Here is a 21,600-nt window from a genome sequence, read left to right on the forward strand (position 1 = left end):
GGAACTCTTTCCCCAGGCAGACGTAGCGTCGAGGCGTGGCTGTAGCGATACCCGCGATCTATCGAACGACCGTCGGCAAGAAGGCCGTCATGGCGGTGACCGGCGGCATCCTGGTGCTGTACCTGGTCGCCCACATGGTCGGCAACCTGAAGATCTTCATGGGCGCCGACGACTTCAACCACTACGCGCACTGGCTGCGCACGATCGGCGAGCCCGCGGTGCCGCGGCGCACCGTCCTGACGCTGATCGAGGTGGTGCTCGGGGTCTCGGTCGTCCTGCACATGTGGTCGGCGGTGTCGCTCGGCAAGCGCGCCGCCCACGCGCGTCCGGTGAAGTACCAGTCCAAGAAGAAGTCGCACGCGCAGGGCTACGCCGTCCACACGATGCGGTACGGCGGCATCCTCATCGCCGTCTACGTCGTCTGGCACCTGCTGGACCTGACGTTCTTCGTCGTGAACCCCAAGGGCGCCGACGACACCCCGTACGACCGGATGGTCGCCGACTTCGACCCGTCCCGCTGGTACATCACCGTCTGGTACGTCGTCGCGATCGTGCTCGTCGGCCTGCACTTGCGGCACGGCATCTGGAGCGCGTTCCAGACCCTCGGCCTGCGCACCCCGCGTAGCGAACGCGCCCTGCGGGCCCTCGCCGCCGGTGTCGCGGGCGTGGTGACGCTCGGTTTCGCCTCCGTCCCCCTGTCCATCACGTTCGGGTGGGTGAGCTAGTACATGTACGACGACTTCTACAAGACCGGCGACCCGATCGCCGACGGCAAGGCGCCGTCCGGCCCCATCGAGGACCGCTGGACGACCCGCAAGTTCGAGGCCAAGCAGGTCAACCCCGCCAACAAGCGCAAGAAGAAGATCATCATCATCGGCACGGGGCTGGCGGGCGGCTCGGCCGGGGCGACGCTCGGCGAGGCGGGCTACCACGTCGTCCAGTTCTGCTTCCAGGACTCGCCGCGCCGCGCCCACTCGATCGCCGCGCAGGGCGGGATCAACGCCGCCAAGAACTACCGCAACGACGGCGACAGCGTGTACCGGCTGTTCTACGAGACGGTGAAGGGCGGCGACTTCCGGTCCCGCGAGTCGAACGTGCACCGGCTCGCCGACATCTCCCGGAACATCATCGACCAGTGCGTCGCGCAGGGCGTCCCGTTCGCCCGCGAGTACGGCGGGCTGCTCGACAACCGCTCGTTCGGCGGGACGCAGGTGTCCCGCACGTTCTACGCGCGCGGCCAGACGGGCCAGCAGTTGCTGCTCGGCGCCTACCAGGCGCTGATGCGGCAGGTCGAGGCCGGGAACGTGGAGCTGCACCCGCGGCACGAGATGCTCGACCTGATCATGGAGGACGGGCGGGCGCGCGGCGTCGTCGTCCGGAACCTGATCGACGGTGAGGTCAAGCACTACACGGCCGACGCGGTCGTGCTGGCGTCCGGTGGCTACGGCAACGTGTACTTCCTGTCGACCAACGCGATGGGCTCGAACGTCACCGCGTCTTGGCGCGCCCACAGGCACGGCGCGCTTTTCGCGAATCCGTGCTTCACGCAGATCCACCCGACGTGTATTCCGGTCAGTGGCGACCACCAGTCCAAGCTGACGCTGATGTCGGAGTCGCTGCGCAACGACGGCCGGGTGTGGGTGCCGAAGAAGGGCGGCGACGCCCGCAGGCCCGCCGACATCCCCGAGGACGAGCGCGACTACTACCTGGAGCGCGTCTACCCGTCGTTCGGGAACCTCGTCCCGCGTGACATCGCGTCCCGCGCGGCCAAGAACGTGTGCGACGAGGGACGCGGCGTCGGCCCCGGCGGGCTCGGCGTCTACCTCGACTTCGCCGACGCGATCGACCGGCTCGGACGCGACAAGGTCGAGGCCAAGTACGGCAACCTCTTCCAGATGTACGAGCGCATCACCGGCGAGAACCCGTACGACACGCCGATGCGCATCTATCCGGCCGTCCACTACACGATGGGCGGGCTGTGGGTGGACTACGACCTGGAGTCCAGCATCCCGGGCCTGTTCGTCATCGGCGAGGCGAACTTCTCCGACCACGGCGCGAACCGTCTGGGCGCGTCCGCGCTGATGCAGGGGTTGGCGGACGGCTACTTCGTCCTGCCCAACACCATCAGCGACTACATCGCGCGTAACAACCTCTTGCCTGTTGACAAGAGCGCCATCACCGAAGCGGAAGACCGGGTACGGGCGCGCATCGACAAGCTTCTGGCGGTGGACGGCGACCGCTCCGTCGACTCCTTCCACCGTGAACTCGGCCACATCATGTGGGAGTACTGCGGCATGGAACGCACCGAGGAGGGGCTGCGCAAGGCGCTCGACCTCATTCCCGCGTTGCGCGCCGAGTTCTGGGAGCGCGTCAAGGTGACGGGCAGGCCCGAGGAGCTGAACCAGCAGTTGGAGAAGGCGGGGCGTGTCGCCGACTTCTTCGAGCTGGCCGAGCTGATGGTGATCGACGCGCTGCACCGCACCGAGTCCTGCGGCGGCCACTTCCGTGCCGAGAGCCAGGACGAGGACGGCGAGGCCAAACGCGACGACGACCGTTTCTCCTACGTCGCGGCCTGGGAGTGGGCCGGGGAGGGCGCGCAGCCCGTCCTCCACAAGGAGGCCCTCGAATTCGAGTACGTCAAGCCGAGTCAGAGGTCGTACAAGTGAAGCTCACCCTGCGCGTCTGGCGCCAACGCGGCCCGAAGGACAAGGGCGCGATGGTCGAGTACGCGCTCGACGACATCTCCCCCGACGCCTCGTTCCTGGAGATGCTGGACGTCCTCAACGAGAAGCTCATCGCGTCCGGCGAGGACCCGGTGGCGTTCGACCACGACTGCCGCGAGGGCATCTGCGGCATGTGCTCCCTGGTCATCAACGGCACCCCGCACGGGCCGGAGCGCAACACCACCACGTGCCAGCTCCACATGCGCAAGTTCAGGGACGGCGAGGTCATCGACGTCGAGCCGTGGCGGGCGGCGGCGTTCCCCGTGGTCAAGGACCTGGTCGTCGACCGGTCGGCGTTCGACCGGATCGTCCAGGCGGGCGGCTACATCACCGCGCCGACCGGCACCGCCCCGGAGGCGCACGCGACGCCCGTCCCGAAGCCGGACGCCGACCGGGCGTTCGAGGCCGCCGAGTGCATCGGCTGCGGCGCCTGCGTCGCGGCCTGCCCGAACGGCTCGGCCGCCCTGTTCCTCGGCGCCAAGGTCACCCACCTCGGGCTGATGCCGCAGGGGCAGCCGGAACGCTGGGACCGCGTCGTGTCGATGCTGGAGACCCACGACGAGGAGGGCTTCGGCGGTTGCACCAACACGGGCGAATGCACCGTCGCCTGCCCGAAGGGCATCCCGCTCGACGTCATCGGGCGCCTCAACCACGACTATCTGAAGGCGACGGCCGGGGGCCGGAAGCGCTGACGCGAATCTTCTACTGTGGTCGCATGGCGATCACCTTGGTTCCCTACCACCAGGACGAACGGCTGCCCGATTCGTCCTTTCCGCTGCCCGAGTTCGACATCATCCCGGTGACGCGCGACCTGCCGGACGGCGACGTGTGGACGCGCGTCGCCGCGCTCTGCGAACTGGTCTCCGCCGAGGTCGCCGACCAGGTCAGCGGCGGGACGGTGCCCGCCGTCGTATCCGGTGACTGCCTCATCGCGGAGGCGTTGCTCGCGGGGATGCAGCGGGCCGGGGTCGACCCTGCGGTCATCTGGTTCGACGCGCACGCGGACATCCATTCGCTGGAGAGTTCCACGTCCGGTTACATCAGCGGGATGCCGCTGCGGCAGATGCTCGGCGACCATCCCGAACTGCTCGCCGACCGGATCGGGCTCCGCCCGCTCGCCGAGGAGCGCGTCGTCCTGGTCGACGCCCGCGACACCGACCCGGGCGAGGCCGAGTTCCTGGCGACGTCGAAGGTCCGGGTCTGTCCCGTGGACGACGTCGTCCTGCCCGACGGGCCGTTGCTCCTGCACATCGACCTGGACGTGATCGACAAGGACGCCCTGCCCGGCATGAAGTTCCCGGTCGGGGACGGGCCGTCCAGGGAGGCCGTCCTTGAGTCCGTGCGCCGCATCATGTCCACCGGCCGTGTGGCCGCGATCGACCTGGCCTGCCCCTGGGACCTTCCCGAGGGTGACGACAACACCATTCGCGCCCGCGTCCTGGCCGACCTGCTCTCCGCCTAGTCGTTGACGAGGGTCTCGACGCCTGCGGGAAGGCTTCCGGCGAGACCGGCCTCTACGAGGAACGTCTCCAGCGTGTCCTGGAAGGCGCGTGCGGCGTGGGTCAGTTCGACGTCCTTGCGGTGGGCGAGTGCGACCGTCCGGAGGAGCCCCGGGCCGTGACGGCCGCGCCGCGCCTCCTCGTCCGGCAGGACGAGCGGGGTGCCGCGCAGCCCGGGACGACCGGCCAGCACCATGCTCGGGACGACCGCGATACCGAGACCGACCTCGACGAACCGCAACACGGCGTCCATTTCACCGCCCTCCACCGCGAACCTCGGCTCGAACCCTGCCGCACGGCACGCGCCAATGGTCGCCTCGCGAAGGTCGTATCCGGGACGGAACATCACCAGCGGGCGGTTCCGCAAATCCTCGATGCGTAGAAACGCACGCCGTGGCAAGGGCGCGGCTTTGGGCGACCGTTCCGTCGCGCCCTGCCCCGGGCCCGCCGGAGACGCAACCACCAGGTTCTCGCGCAGTATCGGCGTCGTGTCCAGGGGCGGGTCGCCGTGCAGGGGGAGGATGACCAGCGCCATGTCCAGCGACCCGCGGGTCAGCTCGCGGACCAGGTCGCGTGAACCGCCCTCTTCGACGATGAGCTGAATACCCGGGTAGGTGTCGTGGAATCGGCGTAGAACGTCCGCCAGAAGGCCCGCGCAGAGAGAGGGAGTGGCCCCCAGCCTGACCCGCCCGCGTTTCAGACCCACCAGCTCCTGCACTTCCAAGCGGGCGGTGTCGACATCGGCAAGGATGCGTTTCGCCAGTGGCAGCAGCGCCTCACCGGCGGGCGTCAGCGTGATGTTTCCCCTGGCGCGGCTGAACAACGAGACGTTCAGCTCGGCCTCCAGCGCGCGGATCTGCTTGGACAGCGACGGCTGAGCCACCCGCAGAAGCTCGGCGGCCTGCGTGAAGTGGCGTACCTCCGCGACCGCGACGAAGTAGGCGAGCTGCTGCAACTGCATCCTGCACAGGGTACGGGCCGTGGCCGCACCCGCTTCGCACCGGGTCAGCGGGCGTGGCGGCGCAGTGCTTGCAGGTCGTGGACGATGAGGCGCCGCCGTCCCGTCTCGATCCAGCCGTGCGCCCGCAGCGTGCGCAGCGCCTTGCTGACCGCCTCACGGGACGCGCCGACCCAGCCCGCCAGCTCCTCCTGCGACAGGTTCAACGTGATGCGGACGCTCTGCCCGGTCGTCGTCCCGGGCCCAGTCGTCGTCCCCGGCCCGGTCCGCCGCTCGTAGGGGACGCCGAACCGTTCCGCCAGCTCCACGAGGCGTTGCGCGACGCGCCCGGTGGCGTCGAACATGCCGAACTCGGCGCGTTTGCGGTCGGCGTCGCGCCAGCGCTGGCACAGCATCCGCATGATGATGATGGAGACGCGGCCGTGGGCCTGGAGGAACCCCATGAACTCGTCGGCGGTGATGGCGAGCGCCCGCACCGGTTCGAGCGTGGCCACCGACGCCGAGCGCGGCAGCCCGTCGATGGCGGCGACCTCGCCTAGCAGGGCGCCCGGGCCGCGCACCGCCAGCAGCGCCTCACCGCCCTGCTCACGGTAGGAGAACGCCTTCACCCTGCCCCGCAGCAGGACGGCGACCCAGCCGGGGTCCTCGCCTTCGACGAAGAGGGTGTCGCCCCGGTCGAATTCGCGGACGCGACCGCGTGACTCAAGGTCCTCCCGTTCCGCCTGGGTGAGATCGGCGAGGAACGAGCCCGGTTCGAGGGCGCTCATGACCACCACGCTAGAGGGCCCTCACCGTCACCGGTCCCGGGAAAACAATCACGGTTCAGTCACGCGTTGTGTGTACAAATGCCTAGTGCGGGCGCCGGGCGTGCGCGACAGTTACTGGCGGCGTGTGCGGCCGGGAGGCCACCCGGCATCCCGCCCGGCGTCATGGCGTTCCCATCATGTTCGTGGGGAACGGCGAAACGGTGGGCGGCGGGCCGGGGGCACGCCGCCCGCCGTGTTCGGGGACGCCGCATGCCAGAGCGGGGCCCTCCAGGCGGAAACGCGAGCGTCCCCCGTCGCGCGGGGCGGCGGGGGACGATCGCGACGAACACTCCGGAACGGGCTGTTCCGGGGCCGTGGGGGCGTCACCTGGAACGGCCGTCACGCGGACGGCGTGTCCTGGCCCTTCTTGACGATGCCGAGCTTGCTGCCGAGCCACACCACCGGGTCGTACCTGCGGCCGACGACCCGTTCCTTCATCGGGATCAGCGCGTTGTCGGTGATCTTGATGTGCTCGGGGCAGACCTCGGTGCAGCACTTGGTGATGTTGCAGAACCCGAGGCCGTGGTCCTTCGCCGCGATCTCGCGCCGGTCCGACACGTCCGCCGGGTGCATCTCCAGCTCGCTGATCCGCATCAGGAACCGGGGGCCGGAGAACTCCGGCTTGTTCTCCTCATGGTCGCGGATGACGTGGCAGACGTTCTGGCAGAGGAAGCACTCGATGCACTTGCGGAACTCCTGCGAGCGCTCGACGTCCTCCTGCTGCATGCGCAGCTCGCCCGGCTTGACGTCGCCCGGGTCGAACGAGGGGATCTGCCGCGCCTTCTCGTAGTTGTACGAGACGTCCGTCACGAGGTCGCGGATGACGGGGAACGTGCGGACCGGCGTGACCGTGACCGTCTCGTCCGGCTCGAACGTCGACATCCGGGTCATGCACAGCAGCTTCGGCATGCCGTTGATCTCCGCCGAACACGATCCGCACTTGCCCGCCTTGCAGTTCCACCGGACGGCGAGGTCGGGGGCCTGCGTCGCCTGCAACCGGTGAATGATGTCGAGGACGACCTCGCCCTCGTTCACCTCGACGGTGTAGTCGGTGAGCTCACCGTCGCCGTCGTCGCCGCGCCAGACCTTGAACTTGGCCTCGTAGCTCATCGGCCGTCCTCCTCGCTCTTCTCGGCGGCCTCGTCAGCGGGCCCTTCGGCGGGCCCCTCGGCGGACAGGGCGGTCGCGCCCGACCCGGCGGCGGCCTCCGCCTCCTCCGACTTCGCCTCCTCGGCCAGCCCGGCGGGCAGTTCCTCGGCGGTCAGGTACTTCTTCAGCTCATCGTTGTCGAACAGTTCGAGCAGGTCGACCCGCATCGGGTTCATCGGCTGGTGCCGCAGTTCGACGTGCGGCGACGACGGGTCACCGGCCAGCGAGCACACCAGGTTGACCTTCCGCCAGTCGGCGGACATCCCCGGGAAGTCGTCGCGGGTGTGGCCGCCGCGGCTCTCCTGCCGCTCCAGCGCCGCCTTCGCGACCGCCTCCGACACCAGCAGCATGTTGCGCAGGTCGAGCGCGAGGTGCCAGCCCGGGTGGTAGCCGCGTCCGTCGTCGCCGACCGCGACCGGCTCGACGGCCACGTTCGCGACCCGCGCGCGGAGCCCTTCGAGCGCCTCGATGGCCTGCTCCAGCTCCTTCTCCTTGCGGATGATGCCCACCAGCGTGTTCATCGTCTGCTGGAGTTCGGCGTGGACGGCGTAGGGGTTCTCGCCGTCCTTGCGCTCGAACGGCGCCAGCGCCTCGGTGGTGGCCGCCTCGACCTCCGCGGCCGGGACGGCGGGACGCGCGTCGAGCGCGTCCACGTACTCGGCCGCGCCGAGCCCCGCCCTGCGGCCGAACACCAGCAGGTCGGACAGCGAGTTGCCGCCGAGCCGGTTCGACCCGTGCATGCCGCCGGAGACCTCGCCCGCCGCGAACAGGCCCGGCACGAGGGCCGCGCCCGTGTCCGGGTCGACCTCCACGCCGCCCATCACGTAGTGGCAGGTCGGGCCGACCTCCATCGCCTCCTTGGTGATGTCGACGTCCGCCAGCTCCTTGAACTGGTGGTACATCGACGGCAGCCGCTTGACGATCTCGGCCGCGCCACCCGGCATCCGGTCGACGACGGTCAGGAACACCCCGCCGTGCGGCGATCCCCGTCCGGCCTTGACCTCGGAGTTGATCGCCCGCGCCACCTCGTCGCGGGGCAGCAGCTCCGGCGGACGCTTGTTGTTGTCGGGGTCGTCATACCAGCGGTCGCCCTCGGCCTCGGACGTCGCGTACTGGCTCCTGAACACCTCGGGGATGTAGTTGAACATGAAGCGCTTGCCGTCGGAGTTCTTGAGGACGCCGCGGTCACCGCGCACCGACTCGGTCACGAGGATGCCCTTGACGGACGGCGGCCACACCATCCCTGTCGGGTGGAACTGCACGAACTCCATGTTCAGCAGCGTCCCGCCCGCGAGCAGCGCCAGCGCGTGCCCGTCCCCGGTGTACTCCCAGGAGTTGGACGTGACCTTGAACGCCTTGCCGATGCCGCCGGTCGCGAGAACCACGGCGGGCGCCTCGAACACGACGAACGTGCCCGTCTCGCGGACGTAGCCGAACACGCCGCAGATCTTGCCGTCGGCGTCCTTCAGCAGCCGCGTCACCGTCGTCTCGGCCCACACCTTCAGCCGGGCCTCGTAGTCGCCGTGCTCGGCGTGGTCCTCCTGCTGGAGGGCGACGATCTTCTGCTGGGTGGTGCGGATCAGCTCCAGGCCGGTCCGGTCGCCGACATGGGCGAGCCGCGGGTACTCGTGCCCGCCGAAGTTGCGCTGGCTGATCTTGCCTTCCTTGGTGCGGTCGAACAGCGCGCCCCAGTGCTCCAGCTCCCAGATGCGCTCCGGGGCCTCCTTGGCATGCAGCTCGGCCATCCGCCAGCTGTTCATGAACTTGCCGCCGCGCATGGTGTCGCGGAAATGGACCTGCCAGTTGTCGTTGGCGTTGACGTTGCCCATCGCGGCGGCGGCGCCGCCCTCCGCCATCACCGTGTGCGCCTTGCCGAACAGCGACTTGGAGATGATCGCGGTCTTCTTGCCCTGGAGGCGCGCCTCGATCGCCGCGCGCAGCCCGGCGCCACCGGCGCCGATCACCACGACGTCGTACGAGTGCCTCTCGATCTCAGTCATGATTCCTTGGCCTCAGTTGAAGAAACGCAGGTCGGAGATGGTTCCGCTGGCGACCAGCGCGACGTACAGGTCGGCGACCACCAGGGAGCCGAGGGTGATCAGCGCGTAGGTTCCGTGCTTCTGGTTGATCTTGGACACCCAGCCCCACATCCGGTACCGGAACGGGTGCTTGGAGAAGTTCTTCAACCGTCCGCCGACGATGTGCCGGCACGAGTGGCACGACAGCGTGTACAGCCACAGCAGGACCACGTTCGCGACCAGGATGAGCGTGCCGAGCCCGATGCCGAACCCGCCGTCCTTGCCGTGGAAGGCGCGGACCGCGTCCCACGTGTTGACGAGGGAGATCAGGATCGCCAACAGCCAGAAGTAGCGGTGCAGGTTCTGCCCGATCAGCGGGAACCGGCGCTCACCGGTGTACTTGCCGTGCGGCTCGCGGACGGCGCACGCGGACGGCGACGCCCAGAACGACCTGTAGTACGCCTTGCGGTAGTAGTAGCAGGTCAACCGGAACAGCAGCAGGAACGGCAGCGAGATCGCCGCGAAGGGGATCCAGCCCCGGGTGGACTCCGGCAGGAACGTCCCGAACTCCGCCGCGTTCCCGGTGTGCCCGTCCACCGTCACGTTGTTGCAGATCTCGTTGAAACATGGCGAGTAGAACGGCGTCAGGTAGTGGTACTCCGGGACGAAGAAGGCGGAGCCCCAGAACGCCCGGACGGTCGCGTACACCACCCACGCCGTGAAGATCACGAATGTCGTGACCGGATACAGACGCCAGTTGTCCTTCCGGAGCGTGCGGTCCTTTATCTGGGCGCGCGACCTGGCCGGCGCCTCCACAGTGCTCATCGATCGCTCTCCTGAGAGCTCGGGTCGTCGTGGCCCCGTACCACGGTCTGCGCGCACCCATGCGACGCCGTTTGTCCCCATGCGCCTGAACCGTTGGCCGCGTCCCCGGCCGGATCCGCGAACGGCTGCCGAAGACCGGGCCGCATGCGGGCGGTGACGCCTCGTGTGCGCTTCTAGCGAAGCGACCTTACGCCACCGGCCAGGGGCTGTGACATACATAACAGGGAGAACCCGCATGTGAGTCTGACCACAGACTTTAGCCGCCGAACGCCCCCTCGGCACCGACCGTCATCCATAACCAGTCGTTATTGCCAAGCGGAATCGAGACGAGCGCGCGACGGCATGACCAGGATGCTCCCGCGCACCCGATGCCCGCCCTACCCGTGATCGAGGATCGTCCGGATGAAATGAGCCTCGGCCTCACTCGTCCGGCCGTTCCCGTACACGCGCAGCACCTCGGCGAGGTCGGGAAACCGATCGGCGATCAACGCGGCCGCCGCCTCGATCTCCGCGGCGGACGCGACCTCGCGCAGAACCGCCTGCACAAGCCGCGCCGACTCAGCGGAGACCCGCCCCCGCGCACCACCCGCCGGACCGCGCTCGACGGCCCCCATCCGCACCCCCGACGTGGTCACGGCCGACTCGGCGCCGATCTCGGCCAACCGCTCCTTGACCTCGGCCGCCGTCAGCGCGTCGAACCCGGCCGCCGCGACGAACTCCTCGACCGCCATCAACCGATGCAGCACGGCCGGGTTGCTGATCTTCGCCCGCTGCCCGGACATCAACTGGGAGAGCATCGGCGGCGACAGCCCGAGCACCCCGGCGAGCCCCGACTGGGAGAGCCCGAGCCGGTCGAGCAGCGGCCGGACGCGATCACCGAGCGGCTCGCCGTACCACTCGGTCTGCAACGCGCGATTCCGGACGACCGTGTCCTCGGCGACGCTCACCCGGGCGACCCCCTTGACTGTTCGCAGATGCAAACGCTAGATTCTCGGATGCACACGCGGACGGTGCGTCCGGGTCCATGGTGTCACGGACGGCACCGTTTGCATATGCGACACCTCTGGAGGAAGCAACACATGGCTCTGTCCCATCGCGCGATGGCCGTCGCGGTCGCCGCACTGCTCCTGACCGGCGGGGTCACCGGCTGCTCCGCGTTCGGCAACGACTCCGACCCGGCGTCCGCCGCAGCGGGCTCGGCGACCGGCAAGGCGGGCGTCGACAACGCCACCGACACCGTCGCCAACGGCACCTTCGCCACCCCGGCCGCCGCGGGCGCCAAGGTCGACGTCGGGATCCTGGGCCTCAAGGTCAGCGGTCGGCTGGCCACCCTCAACTTCCAGCTCACGCCGCGCCTCCCCACGGGCGACCAGGGCGCCCTGAGCCCCTACGACCTCAACGGCAAACACGTCCTGGGCACCTCGCTGATCGACCCGGTCAACCTCAAGCGCTACGTCGTCGTGAAGGACTCCCGCGGCCGGGAGTTGGCGACCGACGACCTGTTCACCAAGCTCACCAACAACCAGCCCGGGCACCTCAACGCCACCTTCGCCGCTCCCCCGGAGAACGTGAAGTCCGTCGACGTGCAGATCGGCTCGTGGCCCACCTTCCGCAACATCCCGGTCGAAAGGTGAACCGAGTGCGCAGGCCGACCATCATCGCGGCCGCCCTGGCCCTGACCCTCGCCGTCCCGACCATGGCCCGGGCCGAGCCGGACGCGCCGGACGGCAACATCACCGACAGCGTCCTGTCCATCGACACGAACGCCGCCGTGCTCGGCATCGACCTGTCCAAATCGGTCATCCCGCTGGAAGAGGAGGAGACCAACGGCGCACAGATCACGGTCCGCCTCTCGGCGGACGTCCTGTTCGACTTCAACAAGGCGACCCTGACCGCCACCGCACGACGCCGCATCGCCGACCTGGCACCCCGCCTACGCACCGCCCGGGGCACCGTCCTGGTATCCGGCCACTCCGACTCCTTGGGCGACGCCACCTACAACCAGACCCTGTCCGAACAACGCGCCGAGGCCGTCAAGACCGAACTGGAGAACGCCCTGAAGGGCGTCACCCTCCGCTTCCAGGCCACCGGATACGGCGAGGCCAGACCGGTAGCCCCCAACGAGCTGGACGGCAAGGACAACCCAAGCGGCCGAGCCAAGAACCGTCGAGTAGAAATCACCTACGAAAAAGCCTGACCAGAAGACAACAGCCCCGATCAGGAGGCCGCAGACGAAGCCGTCACGTACGTCGGGAGCCCAGAACGAGCCGCAGACCCCACCGATGCCCAGCCGCCGCCCACCCCGCGGCCCGCCACCCACTGCCCGCCGCCCACTGTCTTCCATCCGCCACCCGCCACCCGCTGTCCGGCACACACCACGATCGACAACGACGTAGTCAGCTCACCATGGAGCGCGCCGCACATACCCAGGCGACCGGGGTCGCCGATCATTTCCACCAATCGAGCTCCGGCAGCCGCATCCAGATGTCTGGCGGCCCTTCGACCGACCGGGCATCTCGCGGCTCCAGCCCCGCATAGACGAAGCAGTGGGCGATTGCATTGTGCGGCGTCACGTAGCCGACCAGAACATCGCGGGGCGTCGCAGCGGACCCCGGATATCCGGGGCTGAGATCCCAGGCCGTGGTGGCGCCGTTCTCGGAGATGCACCCTTGGTCTCCGCTCTTGGGATTGGCGTAGAGCCCGTAGGCGAAGGTGCCCACGGACAGGCGCGCCATGACACCCGGCATCTGTGGTGCGTATCCCCAGGGCTGACTGAGGACGCAGCCTCCCGGGACATCGGTGACACCGATGATGTCGATGTCGTCTTCCTCTTGCGGGTCGATTTCGGCTGCGGTCAGTGTGCTCCCGCCGAGCGCTCGCACCGCCTCCTCCGCACCAACGCCCGCGACACACGCCAGGCTCAAGCCTTCGCTGTACCGATCGGCGTCGTCCAACATCTCGTTCAGCCGGAGAGCGGAAACGACCAACGCGGACTCCGCGGCCGAGAGCCCCGCCTCGCTCTCAGGGACCTCGAACAGGTCCGGCGTCGCGCCCGCGAGGCTGAGCCGTCCGGGCGACCACCCTCCCATCATCGTGCGCCACGGATCAGCACCCGCCTCGATCAAGGGACGCACGTTGTCCATACGGTGATGGCACACCGCGACCCACAGCGCGCTCCGCCCGTGATCCTCGGCGTCGATGTCGCTCACGCGCTCGGCGAGCTCCGCGACCACCGCCGGTGAGCCGTATTCCGCCGCGAGGTGCAGTGCCCGAACGCCATAGTTCGCCTCACCGTCCGGATCGGCACCGCCCTCTAACAGCGCCCGGATCTTCTCGACGTCCGTCCAGTCATGCGGGTGAACATACGGCCATCCGGACTCGTCCACGGCAGATCCTCCTTCTCACTGGAATGGCCACACCGTCCCATCCGCCACCGACAAAACGAACACCGCCAGCCCTCCTCAAAACCACCGGAAAACATCCCACTCCGTCCCCCGAACAGCCGCCCCGAGATCACCGGCGACCATCCGGAAGGAAGTTCGTCATACCGTCGCGCCAAACCGCCGCTGTCCAGGCGATCCTCACTCTTCACCCCCAGGTTGGAGGTTGTGGGGGTCAGCGAGGCGGTGGGCCCAGGTGGTCGAAGATCTGTAGCAGTTCGCCGTCCAGGGTGCGGACGGGGAAACGCAGGTCGAGGTGGCAAGCGGCAAGGGCTCGGCGCGCGGCGTCGGCGGTGTCGGGACGCTGTGCGGGGTCAGAGGCGCACAGTCGAGCGACAACTGCCCAGAGCAGGGGCGGCACATCGGCGGGCGGTTCACCGACCCGCTGACGCGGATGGGGATCACCCGCGCCGGTCAACATGCGCCAGCAGACCATGCCCGCCGCGAACAGGTCCTGGCGCGGGCCGGGCCTGTTCCAGTCCAGGACTTCGGGGGCGATGTATCCCGGCGTGCCCACCCTGAAGCCGGTAGTGGTGAACCGCATCCCGTCATCGCTCAACGCGATACCGAAATCGGCCAGCCGAACGTGCGGCGCGCCCACCGGGCTCGGCTCCAGCAGCAGATTGGCGGGTTTCACGTCCCGGTGCACCACGCCCGCGCCGTGGATATGGCTCAAGGCGGCCAGCAACTGGTCCAAGACCTCGGCGGCGTAAGCGGGTGGCAGCTTTCCGTAGTCCCCAAGCAGCGTCTCCAGCGAACCACCGCTGACCAGGTTCATTGCCAGGAGCACATCTTCGTCCGCGGAACATGACGCATAGGGCGTCAGCACATGCGGATGTGCCAGCTGAAACGCCCGTTCTCGGACGACCCGCAGTATCGACGTCGGCCCCCGCTGCCGAACGAGCTTGGCCGCGCAGTAACGCCGCTCCGCATGATCGTAGGCGCGCCATACACGGCTGGTGCCGCCGCTCCCAATGCGGTCCAGCATCGTGAACCGACCGCCGATCACCCACCCCGCGTTCACGCACCGATCGTACGGAAACCCGAACCGACCCCGTCCGACAGGAGACCAGGTTTCGCCCCTCTGTCAACAAAACGGACGTCTCGCGCATCCAACAATGAGGAGGTGCACGCTCCCTCGTGATCCCGCCACCTTCATAGACTGACGAACCACGCAAACCACGCGCCCTGACCAGGGCCTGCGCCGAGACGGGACCGATGAGCGACAAAGACCCCGGCCGCGACGATCTCGCGGGGGACGAGGCCGCCCACACCACCCCCGCCGCCTCCACAAGCAGCGGAAACGAAGCGACACCTGCCTCCACCCCGCGAGCCGGAGGCCCAGCGGCCACCGCACCGGAGCAACCCCGCGAAAACCCAGCATCCGGCCCGAGCGCGTCCGGCGAAAAGAGCAGGTCAGCAACAGCACGCATCGTGTTCGACGAGACCCGCATCCACGAGACCGCCGAAACCGACAAGCCATCCAACGAGTCTTCGCCGCAGACCACCCCCAAACCCGGCCAACCTCCCGCCGCTGCCGAGGCTCCCTCAGCAGACAACCAGAGCGAACAACAGGCGGCAACGCCCCCCGACTCCACAAACGCCGTCCAAGCGGGCGCCCCCAGCCACAACACTCTCCAGCCCGAAACGCAACAGCAGGACAATGGCGAGGGGGCCTCTACTCAGGCGGGACGCGTGTCCGCTGCGATTGGGCAGGACGTTCCAGAGGGCGGCGTGGTGGGTTCGGGTGGGGATGACGCGGCTGGGGATGTTGGTGAGTCTGAGGAGCGGGGGTCTGGGCCGGACGAGGTGGAGGGGGCTGGCGCGGCTGAAGGTGGTGGGGGGCAGGCTGGCGGTGGTGGCGGAGCTGGCGACGGCGGTGCTGGTGGTGGGGGGACGGGGAAGTCTCGGGGGCGGGGGCGGAGGGTTTTGCGGTGGGTCGCGGTTGGGGTGGGGGTTGTTGTGTTGCTTGGGGGTGCGGGAGCGGCGTGGCTTTATCATGATTTGGTTGGGGGGATTAAGACCAAGCATGTTACTGACCAGCTTGGTAGTGAGCGGCCTCGGAAACTCAACAAGTCGCTCAATATCTTGTTGATTGGGTCTGATACGCGTGCGGGAGACAACGCCCGGTATGGGAGTGCTGCCGAGATTTCGGGGGCGCGGTCGGATACGGCGATTATTCTGCATCTGTCGCCTAACCGGGATCAGGCGGTCGGGATCAGCTTTCCGCGTGACTCGATGGTGAAGATTCCGGAGTGCAAGAAGGAGAAGGGTGGGACCGTTCCAGGACGGTTCGGGATGTTGAACACGGCGTTCGCGTTCGCGGGGCCGACCTGCACGTGGAAGACGCTGGAGTCTCTTACCGGCATTCACATCGACCACTTCGTCCAGGTGGACTTCTCGGGGTTCAAACGGATGGTGGACGCCCTGGGCGGTGTGCAGATCTGTGTTGACAAGCCCGTGAACGACCCCCGGGCGGAGTTGTATCTGAAGGCCGGGAAGCAGACCGTCAAGGGTGAGCAGGCCCTGGGGTATGTGCGGGCCCGGTACTCGCTGGGGAACGGGTCGGACCTGGAGCGGATCGAGCGGCAGCAGAAGTTCATGGCCGCCGTCGTCGACAAGGCGACCAGCGGTGAGGTCCTCACCGATCCGAAGAAGACGTACAAGTTCCTGAAAGCGGCGACCAAGTCGGTGACGACGGATGATGAACTCGATCTGTCCGCGATGCGGAAGCTCGCCGACGGAGTCAAGGGCATGAGCGCTGGACAGGTGCGGTTCGTGACGGTGCCCGTCGAGCGGTACGCGCCGGACGCCAACCGCGTCCAGTGGAATCGGGAGCTGGCCGAGCCGCTGTTCGACGCGGTCCGTCATGACAATGAGTTGCCCGCGGCGCCTCCCGTCCAGGCCAAGCAGGCGCCGCCGCAGCCCGGCAAGGTGCCCGTCACCATCGTTGACGCGGGCGCGCGGGACAAGTTGGTCAAGCGCATCGTGAAGCAGCTTCGGTTGCGTGGTTTCAAGGTGACGAAGAAGGTCGAGAAGGGCGCGGCGGTGCCGGAGAGTCGCATTGTGTTCGCGCCGTCGGCGGAGGCGCAGGCGTCGGCGCTTGCGCGGGACGTCCCGGACGCGCTGCTCACCCCTGATGCCAAGGCTCCGGCGGGTGGGGTGCGGCTCGTCATCGGGAGGAATGGGATCCGGCTCGCTCCGCCGACCATTAACAAGATCGGCGGAGGCGTCAAGGGCGATCAGAACCTGTGCAAGGACTGATGTCCGTCAGCTCGTGGAGGCGAGGACGGCGATGAGCGTCCCGGCGAGCATAGCGGGGCCGAAGGGGAACTCGCCCTTTCGGGTGCGGCGGACGATCATAATCGTGATCCCGGCCAGGGCACCCAGGAGGTAGGTCGTCAGGAGTCCGAGTATCCAGGTGTCGCGGCCGAACCAGCCTAGGTAGAGGCCGAGGACTCCCGACAGTTTGACGTCGCCCATGCCGATCCCGGACGGCACGAAGAACGCCTGGAGGAAGAACAGGGCGAACAGTGCGACCATGCCGATGAGCGCGTGCAGGAGTCGTTCGGGCCCGTTGTCGCTGAATGGTGCGGCGGCGGCGAGCAGGGCCACGGCGGCGTAGGACGGCAGGGTGAAACGGTCCGGGAGCCGTTTGGTCTTGATGTCGATGAAGCCGAGCAGCGTCGCGGCGGCGGCGAGGTAGAGCAGTGCGGGCAGGACGGGCTCGGGCCCGACACGCCATCCGAGCAAGGAAAAGGTGACCGCCGTTAGCAGTGCCGTTGCCATCCGGTGACGGCGCGAAACGTCCTCCACGAAGGGTGCCGCGAGGGGGGTCAGCAGCAGGCCGACAGCGAACCCCACGGGCACTAGCAGCAACGCGACCATCGACCCTCGCCCCTACGATCTCGGCCCCCGCACGATACCGGGGGCCCGCGGCCGGCCGGTCCGTCGTCGCGTTCCGGCATGCGGCGGCGCGCAGGCTCTAGAGTTCCGGTGTAGGCGGCCCCACTCTGGAGACGACAGCGATGACGCACCAGCCGGATCCCGGTCATCCACCACGCCCGCAGGTTCCCGTCCATCCGGAGTCCGTTCGGCCGGAGCCCGACTCGGCCCGTTTCTATGGGCCGCCACCGCTGCCCGGCCCCCGCCCGCCGGGGCCGCCGGGGCCGCCGCCGGGCGGGCCGCAGGAACAGCAGCAGGGGTGGGCGCCCCCGCCACGCGTCCCGGCGCGCAAGGGTGTGGTCGGGACGTTGCTCGACCTGAGCTTCGACTACATGATCACCGCGAAGCTGGTGAAGGCCGTCTACGCGCTCGCGCTGGTCTCGATCACCCTCATGGACCTGATCCTCGCGTGGTACGGGCTGGCCCTGCTGGTGGACGGTTCGGGGCTCGGCCTCGCGCTGCTGGTCGCGACCCCGTTCATCTGGATCTTCCAACTGCTCGTCACGCGGCTGATCCTGGAGTTCGTGATCAACCAGTTCAAGATCAGTGAGTATCTGCGGATCATCAAGGACAAGACGTAGGCGGGGTCCGACGTGGGCGAGTTCGACGGGACGGGGTCCGATGGCGGGACGTCGTCGCGGGACACCCGGCGGGACGCGCGACAGGACGACAACGCGCGACAGGACGACAACGCGCGACAGGACGACAACGCGCGGCCGGACGACGACGCGCGGCGAGACAGCGGGGCCACGCGGCGCGACGCGCGGGTGCCGGGGCCGCGGGCGGCGGACGAGACGCGGCGGGAGGGGACGGCGCCCGGCGATCCGCTGCTGCGGCTGCCGGGGGCGCTGGGCGAGCGGTACCAGGTGGTCGGGGAGCTGCCGGTGCAGGGCGCCGAGTCCGATCTGCTGCTGGTGCGGGACGACGACGGCGACGAGTACGTCGCGAAGATCTTCCGCCGCGGGTACAGCGCCGACCGGGAGGTGTGGGCGAAACTTCCCGCGCTCGACTCCCCGCATGTGCTGCGGATCCTGGAGACCGGGCACGCGGACGGCCGCGACTACGAGATCGCCGCGTACGCGCCGGACGGCAACCTGCGGGGACTGCTGGAAGACGGGCCGCTGCCCGTGGCGACCGCCCGCGAGTTCGCGGCGCAGCTCGCGGACGGCCTGGCGGCCCTGCACGGCGCGGGCATCGTCCACCGTGACCTCAAGCCGGAGAACGTGCTGGTCCTGGGCACGGACCCGGTGCGGCTGGTGATCGCCGACTTCGGGTTGAGCCGGGTCCTCGACCAGAGCGTGGTGTTCGCGTCGTCGTCGCGGACGCTGGCCTACGCGGCGCCGGAGTCGCTGTCGGGGCAGGTGTCGCCCGCGCGTGACTGGTGGTCGCTCGGCATGATCGTCCGGGAGATGGCGACCGGCCGCTCCCCGTTTCAGGGCATGAGCGAAACAGTGGTGGTGGACCATCTGGCGACGCGGCCGGTGAGCGCGGACGACGTCGCCGATCCGGGGCTGCGGCTGCTGTGCCGAGGGCTGCTGGCCCGCGACCCGCGCCAGCGCTGGACGGGCGCGCAGGTGCGGGAGTGGCTGGACGGCGGTTCCCCACCGGTCGCCGAAGAGAGCGCTCGGCCGGACGCGGGCGGCGGGCTCGCGTTCAAGGGCAGGCGATTCACCCGCCGCGACGAACTGGCACGCGAGCTCGTCGACGACTGGGAGCACGCCGCGGAGCACTTCTTCGGACGCGGCGAGTCGGGGCAAGCGTGGCGAAGCCTCCGCGACTGGCTGGCAGAGATCCAAGACGACGGCCGCGACGACCTGGTGGACGGCCACCTCACGACGCGCCTGCCACCGGACGTGAAGCTGCTGCATCTGGTGCACTGGCTCGACCCGGATCTGCCACCTCATTACCTGGGCCGCCGGATGACGGCCGACGATCTGCCGAACCTCGCCGTCCTTGCCGGGGACCGCCGCCATCCCGACCACCGGCTGGCCTGCCGAATCGGCCTGGACCTGTGGGAGCGGGGCCTGCTGCGGGTGCTGGCCGGGTTCGGCGGAGGCCGCGAACTGGCCCGCGTCGACGACCAGTGGCGTGCCCACGCGGCGGAGTGGAACGACCTCGCCCGCTGGCTGCGCACACAGCAGGCCACTCCCCCGGGGCTCGACGCGCGGCTCCCCGACGCCGGCGCCGACGACCCGCCCGTCGTCCTGCTGACGTTGCTGGCGCTCGCGGCCCGTCCCGAGCAGTCGGGACGGCTGATCGCGGACGGCGCGGCACGAGCCCGCGCGTCCCTCCCCGAACCGGCGCCGTGGTTCGGCTGGATGGCGGACGGCGCCGGAGACGATCCGCTGCGGCTGCTCGCGGTGTCGCTCGCCGCGCCGGAGGCCGTCCTGGAGGCCGAGGTCCAGAAGCGGGACCGGCTGACCGCCGCGCGGCAGGACGAGGCGCTCCGCGCGCAGTGGGCAGACCACGAGCGAAAACGGCTCGCCGGAGTCAACGCCGCCATGACCCGGGCCGTGCTGTGGACGCTGCCGCTCCTCGGGTTCTGGCTGCTCGGCAGCTGGATCGTCGACGCCCTGTTCGGCGTGGACGACACGGGTTCCAGTTCCGTCGGGGGCTTCCAGCGGTCGTCCGGCGCGTCAGCCGGTCTCCTGGTCGTGGCGTCGGTGCTCGCGTGGGGGGTGCAGTGCGGCAGCGAGGTGATGCTCGCACGCACCCAGGGCACCGACTACCTGCCGGGCGGGCCATGGTCACTGTTCTCCACGGTGCTGTCGGCGGCCGGACGGGCGCTGTCGAAGGTGTCGGGCGCGACCCGGTCGGTGTCGGGAGCCGCGCGGCGCACCGGGCGCGGCGGCTGCGGCATGCTGCTGCTCGTCGGATTCCTCCCGGCGGTGGTCGTCCTGTTCCTGCTGGGCGCGGTGATGCCGCTCGGGACGCTGCTGTGGCTGCTGGTGATGGCCGTGGGCGCGTTCGCGCACGCCGTCACGGCGGGCATGCGGCTGCACCGGTGGCGGGAGTCTCGAAGCGGCGGAGGGAAAACGTGAGCAGTGGGGTCGAGGCGGAGATCGCCCTGGACATGGCGGTGGTGCTCACCCTGGGCATGAACCGCGTCCTCGGGCGCGGCGCCGGGATGGCGGGCCGGGGCGCGGAGGCGCTGGCGGCCCTCGCGGAAGGACGCGCGGAAACCCGGGCGGCGGCGCTCGCCGAGGTCGAGACGCAGGAGCGGGCGCTGCGGGAGGTCGTGCGACGCAACGCACGCATCGAGGCGCTCGCCGAAACACGGGCCACGCTCGGAGCCGACGTGACGCTCCCGCCGCCGCTGCCCCTCGACGACCGTCCCGCCGAAGAGCTGATCGAGTGGTGCGCAGCCACAGACCGGCTCCTTGACGAAGCAGAGCACCAACTCTCCGAACACCTGGCGGCCGAGGTAACCGCGCAGGTCTTCGCCGTCCCCGCAGAAGGGCTCCAATCCGACACGGCACAGAAACCACCTCCCCCCACCACCGACAGTAAAGAGGACGTCCGACAGAATCTCGCCCGCATCATGGCGCGCCTGCTCCCGGACGCCGACGACGAGGAACGCCGCGCCGTCGCCGAGGCCGCCGGGCTGCTCGCCGGGATCGAGACGGCAGAAGAGGTCGACGGCGTCCTGCACGAGGTGAGGCTGCGGATCCAGGACGCGAACCGCCGCACCGAGGAGCGCCGTAAAGAGGAGCAACGCCTGGCGGACGAGCTCGACGCCGCCGAGCAGGCCGAGGCCGAGCGCCGCTACGTCCTCGACTCGATCACCGCCGCGTTCGAGGACCTCGGGTACGAGGTGCAGCCGGGCTTCGAGACCCTGACGGCGGACGGCGACGGCGGCATGACGCTCACGAAGGGCGCCTGGCCCGACCACAGCGTCCGGATGCGGGTCGACGACGCCGCGCACGTCCGGGCGTCGATGGTGCGGACGCGACCCGCCGAAAGCGAGGACGACCGGCGCGTCGACGTCGAGCGGGAGCGGGAGTGGTGCGAGGCGTTCGAGGCCGCGCGGGCCCGCCTCCAGGACGCCGGAGTCCGCTCCGACGTGGCGTGGCGACTCGACCCGGGGGTCCGTGAGCTGCCGGTTTCGGCCACGTCACGGCAGACTGGGTCCCGCGCGGGGCAACATGAGCGCCGCCGCGAGCGTCGTACATGAGGTGCCGGACATGATCGGGAGTGAACCCGGGGGGCGCGGGGGATCCTCCCTCCGCGAGGAGCA

The 21,600-nt window shown here is 69.3% G+C and carries 19 protein-coding genes; 10 read left to right on the top strand and 9 right to left on the bottom strand.

Annotation, left to right across the window (positions count from 1 at the left end):
* Positions 1-35: 35 nt before the first annotated feature.
* Genes ABD808_RS02120 through ABD808_RS02135 form a run of 4 tightly spaced genes read left to right on the top strand, consistent with a single transcriptional unit; the run spans position 36 to position 4,185 of the window.
* Positions 36-725, top strand: coding sequence for a succinate dehydrogenase cytochrome b subunit (locus ABD808_RS02120; protein WP_344888705.1), 690 nt, complete (start codon positions 36-38; stop codon positions 723-725).
* A 3-nt stretch (positions 726-728) separates the two neighbouring features.
* Positions 729-2,666 (top strand): fumarate reductase/succinate dehydrogenase flavoprotein subunit, encoded by a 1,938-nt coding sequence (locus tag ABD808_RS02125; protein WP_344888708.1) that lies wholly within the window; start codon positions 729-731, stop codon positions 2,664-2,666.
* The gene (locus ABD808_RS02130; protein WP_344888711.1) at positions 2,663-3,415 is read left to right on the top strand and encodes a succinate dehydrogenase/fumarate reductase iron-sulfur subunit; all 753 of its coding nucleotides are present in this window, start codon (positions 2,663-2,665) and stop codon (positions 3,413-3,415) included. Before ABD808_RS02125 ends, ABD808_RS02130 begins: the two co-directional genes overlap by 4 nt.
* A gap of 23 nt (positions 3,416-3,438) precedes the next feature.
* On the top strand, positions 3,439-4,185 hold the full coding sequence (locus tag ABD808_RS02135; protein ID WP_344888714.1) for an arginase family protein: 747 nt from the start codon (positions 3,439-3,441) through the stop codon (positions 4,183-4,185).
* On the opposite strand, the gene ABD808_RS02140 is transcribed toward ABD808_RS02135, so the two are convergent.
* The 6 genes from ABD808_RS02140 to ABD808_RS02165 all read right to left on the bottom strand — a co-directional run bounded on the left by ABD808_RS02140 (position 4,182) and on the right by ABD808_RS02165 (position 10,958).
* Positions 4,182-5,183 carry a LysR family transcriptional regulator gene (locus ABD808_RS02140; protein WP_344888717.1) on the bottom strand — a complete coding sequence of 334 codons (1,002 nt, stop codon included), beginning with the start codon at positions 5,181-5,183 and terminating at the stop codon, positions 4,182-4,184. The genes ABD808_RS02135 and ABD808_RS02140 overlap by 4 nt on opposite strands.
* 44 nt (positions 5,184-5,227) lie before the next feature.
* On the bottom strand, positions 5,228-5,947 hold the full coding sequence (locus ABD808_RS02145) for a Crp/Fnr family transcriptional regulator (RefSeq protein WP_344888720.1): 720 nt from the start codon (positions 5,945-5,947) through the stop codon (positions 5,228-5,230).
* Positions 5,948-6,325: 378 nt separating this feature from the next.
* A complete protein-coding gene (locus ABD808_RS02150; protein WP_344888723.1) occupies positions 6,326-7,096 on the bottom strand; it encodes a succinate dehydrogenase/fumarate reductase iron-sulfur subunit in 771 nt (256 codons plus the stop codon).
* Positions 7,093-9,135 carry a fumarate reductase/succinate dehydrogenase flavoprotein subunit gene (locus ABD808_RS02155; RefSeq protein WP_344888726.1) on the bottom strand — a complete coding sequence of 681 codons (2,043 nt, stop codon included), beginning with the start codon at positions 9,133-9,135 and terminating at the stop codon, positions 7,093-7,095. The genes ABD808_RS02150 and ABD808_RS02155 overlap by 4 nt, the downstream gene beginning before the upstream one ends.
* Positions 9,136-9,147: 12 nt before the next feature.
* Complete coding sequence (locus ABD808_RS02160) at positions 9,148-9,978, bottom strand: hypothetical protein (protein ID WP_344888729.1); 831 nt, start codon at positions 9,976-9,978, stop codon at positions 9,148-9,150.
* 377 nt (positions 9,979-10,355) lie between these two features.
* Positions 10,356-10,958 (bottom strand): helix-turn-helix domain-containing protein, encoded by a 603-nt coding sequence (locus ABD808_RS02165; RefSeq protein WP_344888732.1) that lies wholly within the window; start codon positions 10,956-10,958, stop codon positions 10,356-10,358.
* 99 nt (positions 10,959-11,057) lie between these two features.
* On the opposite strand from ABD808_RS02165, the gene ABD808_RS02170 reads away from it, so the two are divergent.
* Positions 11,058-11,612: a hypothetical protein gene (locus ABD808_RS02170; RefSeq protein WP_344888735.1), complete on the top strand. Its 555-nt coding sequence runs from the start codon at positions 11,058-11,060 to the stop codon at positions 11,610-11,612.
* Positions 11,613-11,617: 5 nt separating this feature from the next.
* The gene (locus ABD808_RS02175; RefSeq protein WP_344888738.1) at positions 11,618-12,175 is read left to right on the top strand and encodes an OmpA family protein; all 558 of its coding nucleotides are present in this window, start codon (positions 11,618-11,620) and stop codon (positions 12,173-12,175) included.
* A gap of 250 nt (positions 12,176-12,425) precedes the next feature.
* Here the strand turns inward: ABD808_RS02175 and ABD808_RS02180 are convergent, their stop codons facing one another.
* On the bottom strand, positions 12,426-13,364 hold the full coding sequence (locus tag ABD808_RS02180; protein WP_344888742.1) for an ankyrin repeat domain-containing protein: 939 nt from the start codon (positions 13,362-13,364) through the stop codon (positions 12,426-12,428).
* 229 nt (positions 13,365-13,593) lie between these two features.
* Positions 13,594-14,442 (bottom strand): serine/threonine-protein kinase, encoded by an 849-nt coding sequence (locus ABD808_RS02185; protein ID WP_344888745.1) that lies wholly within the window; start codon positions 14,440-14,442, stop codon positions 13,594-13,596.
* 194 nt (positions 14,443-14,636) lie between these two features.
* On the opposite strand from ABD808_RS02185, the gene ABD808_RS02190 reads away from it, so the two are divergent.
* Positions 14,637-16,682 carry an LCP family glycopolymer transferase gene (locus ABD808_RS02190; protein WP_344888748.1) on the top strand — a complete coding sequence of 682 codons (2,046 nt, stop codon included), beginning with the start codon at positions 14,637-14,639 and terminating at the stop codon, positions 16,680-16,682.
* Between the two features lie 6 nt (positions 16,683-16,688).
* On the opposite strand, the gene ABD808_RS02195 is transcribed toward ABD808_RS02190, so the two are convergent.
* Complete coding sequence (locus ABD808_RS02195) at positions 16,689-17,282, bottom strand: prepilin peptidase (RefSeq protein ID WP_344888751.1); 594 nt, start codon at positions 17,280-17,282, stop codon at positions 16,689-16,691.
* A 164-nt stretch (positions 17,283-17,446) separates the two neighbouring features.
* On the opposite strand from ABD808_RS02195, the gene ABD808_RS02200 reads away from it, so the two are divergent.
* The 3 genes from ABD808_RS02200 to ABD808_RS02210 are packed head-to-tail and all read left to right on the top strand — an operon-like array spanning position 17,447 to position 21,537.
* On the top strand, positions 17,447-17,944 hold the full coding sequence (locus tag ABD808_RS02200) for a DUF4282 domain-containing protein (RefSeq protein ID WP_344888754.1): 498 nt from the start codon (positions 17,447-17,449) through the stop codon (positions 17,942-17,944).
* Positions 17,945-17,956: 12 nt separating this feature from the next.
* Positions 17,957-20,404: a protein kinase domain-containing protein gene (locus ABD808_RS02205; protein WP_344888758.1), complete on the top strand. Its 2,448-nt coding sequence runs from the start codon at positions 17,957-17,959 to the stop codon at positions 20,402-20,404.
* Positions 20,401-21,537: a response regulator receiver protein gene (locus tag ABD808_RS02210; RefSeq protein ID WP_344888761.1), complete on the top strand. Its 1,137-nt coding sequence runs from the start codon at positions 20,401-20,403 to the stop codon at positions 21,535-21,537. The genes ABD808_RS02205 and ABD808_RS02210 overlap by 4 nt, the downstream gene beginning before the upstream one ends.
* Positions 21,538-21,600 lie beyond the last annotated feature (63 nt).

Source organism: Actinomadura meridiana, from assembly GCF_039537545.1.
In the GTDB taxonomy this organism is placed as follows: Bacteria; Actinomycetota; Actinomycetes; order Streptosporangiales; family Streptosporangiaceae; genus Spirillospora; species Spirillospora meridiana.

What these genes read in the sequence shown, in the direction of transcription:
- ABD808_RS02170 (WP_344888735.1), top strand. Translation starts at nt 11,058, where the DNA reads ATGGCTCTGTCCCATCGCGCGATGGCCGTCGCGGTCGCCGCACTGCTC.
- ABD808_RS02140 (WP_344888717.1), bottom strand. Translation starts at nt 5,183, where the DNA reads ATGCAGTTGCAGCAGCTCGCCTACTTCGTCGCGGTCGCGGAGGTACGC.
- ABD808_RS02200 (WP_344888754.1), top strand. Translation starts at nt 17,447, where the DNA reads ATGACGCACCAGCCGGATCCCGGTCATCCACCACGCCCGCAGGTTCCC.
- ABD808_RS02125 (WP_344888708.1), top strand. Translation starts at nt 729, where the DNA reads ATGTACGACGACTTCTACAAGACCGGCGACCCGATCGCCGACGGCAAG.
- ABD808_RS02150 (WP_344888723.1), bottom strand. Translation starts at nt 7,096, where the DNA reads ATGAGCTACGAGGCCAAGTTCAAGGTCTGGCGCGGCGACGACGGCGAC.
- ABD808_RS02160 (WP_344888729.1), bottom strand. Translation starts at nt 9,978, where the DNA reads ATGAGCACTGTGGAGGCGCCGGCCAGGTCGCGCGCCCAGATAAAGGAC.
- ABD808_RS02135 (WP_344888714.1), top strand. Translation starts at nt 3,439, where the DNA reads ATGGCGATCACCTTGGTTCCCTACCACCAGGACGAACGGCTGCCCGAT.
- ABD808_RS02155 (WP_344888726.1), bottom strand. Translation starts at nt 9,135, where the DNA reads ATGACTGAGATCGAGAGGCACTCGTACGACGTCGTGGTGATCGGCGCC.
- ABD808_RS02190 (WP_344888748.1), top strand. Translation starts at nt 14,637, where the DNA reads ATGAGCGACAAAGACCCCGGCCGCGACGATCTCGCGGGGGACGAGGCC.
- ABD808_RS02145 (WP_344888720.1), bottom strand. Translation starts at nt 5,947, where the DNA reads ATGAGCGCCCTCGAACCGGGCTCGTTCCTCGCCGATCTCACCCAGGCG.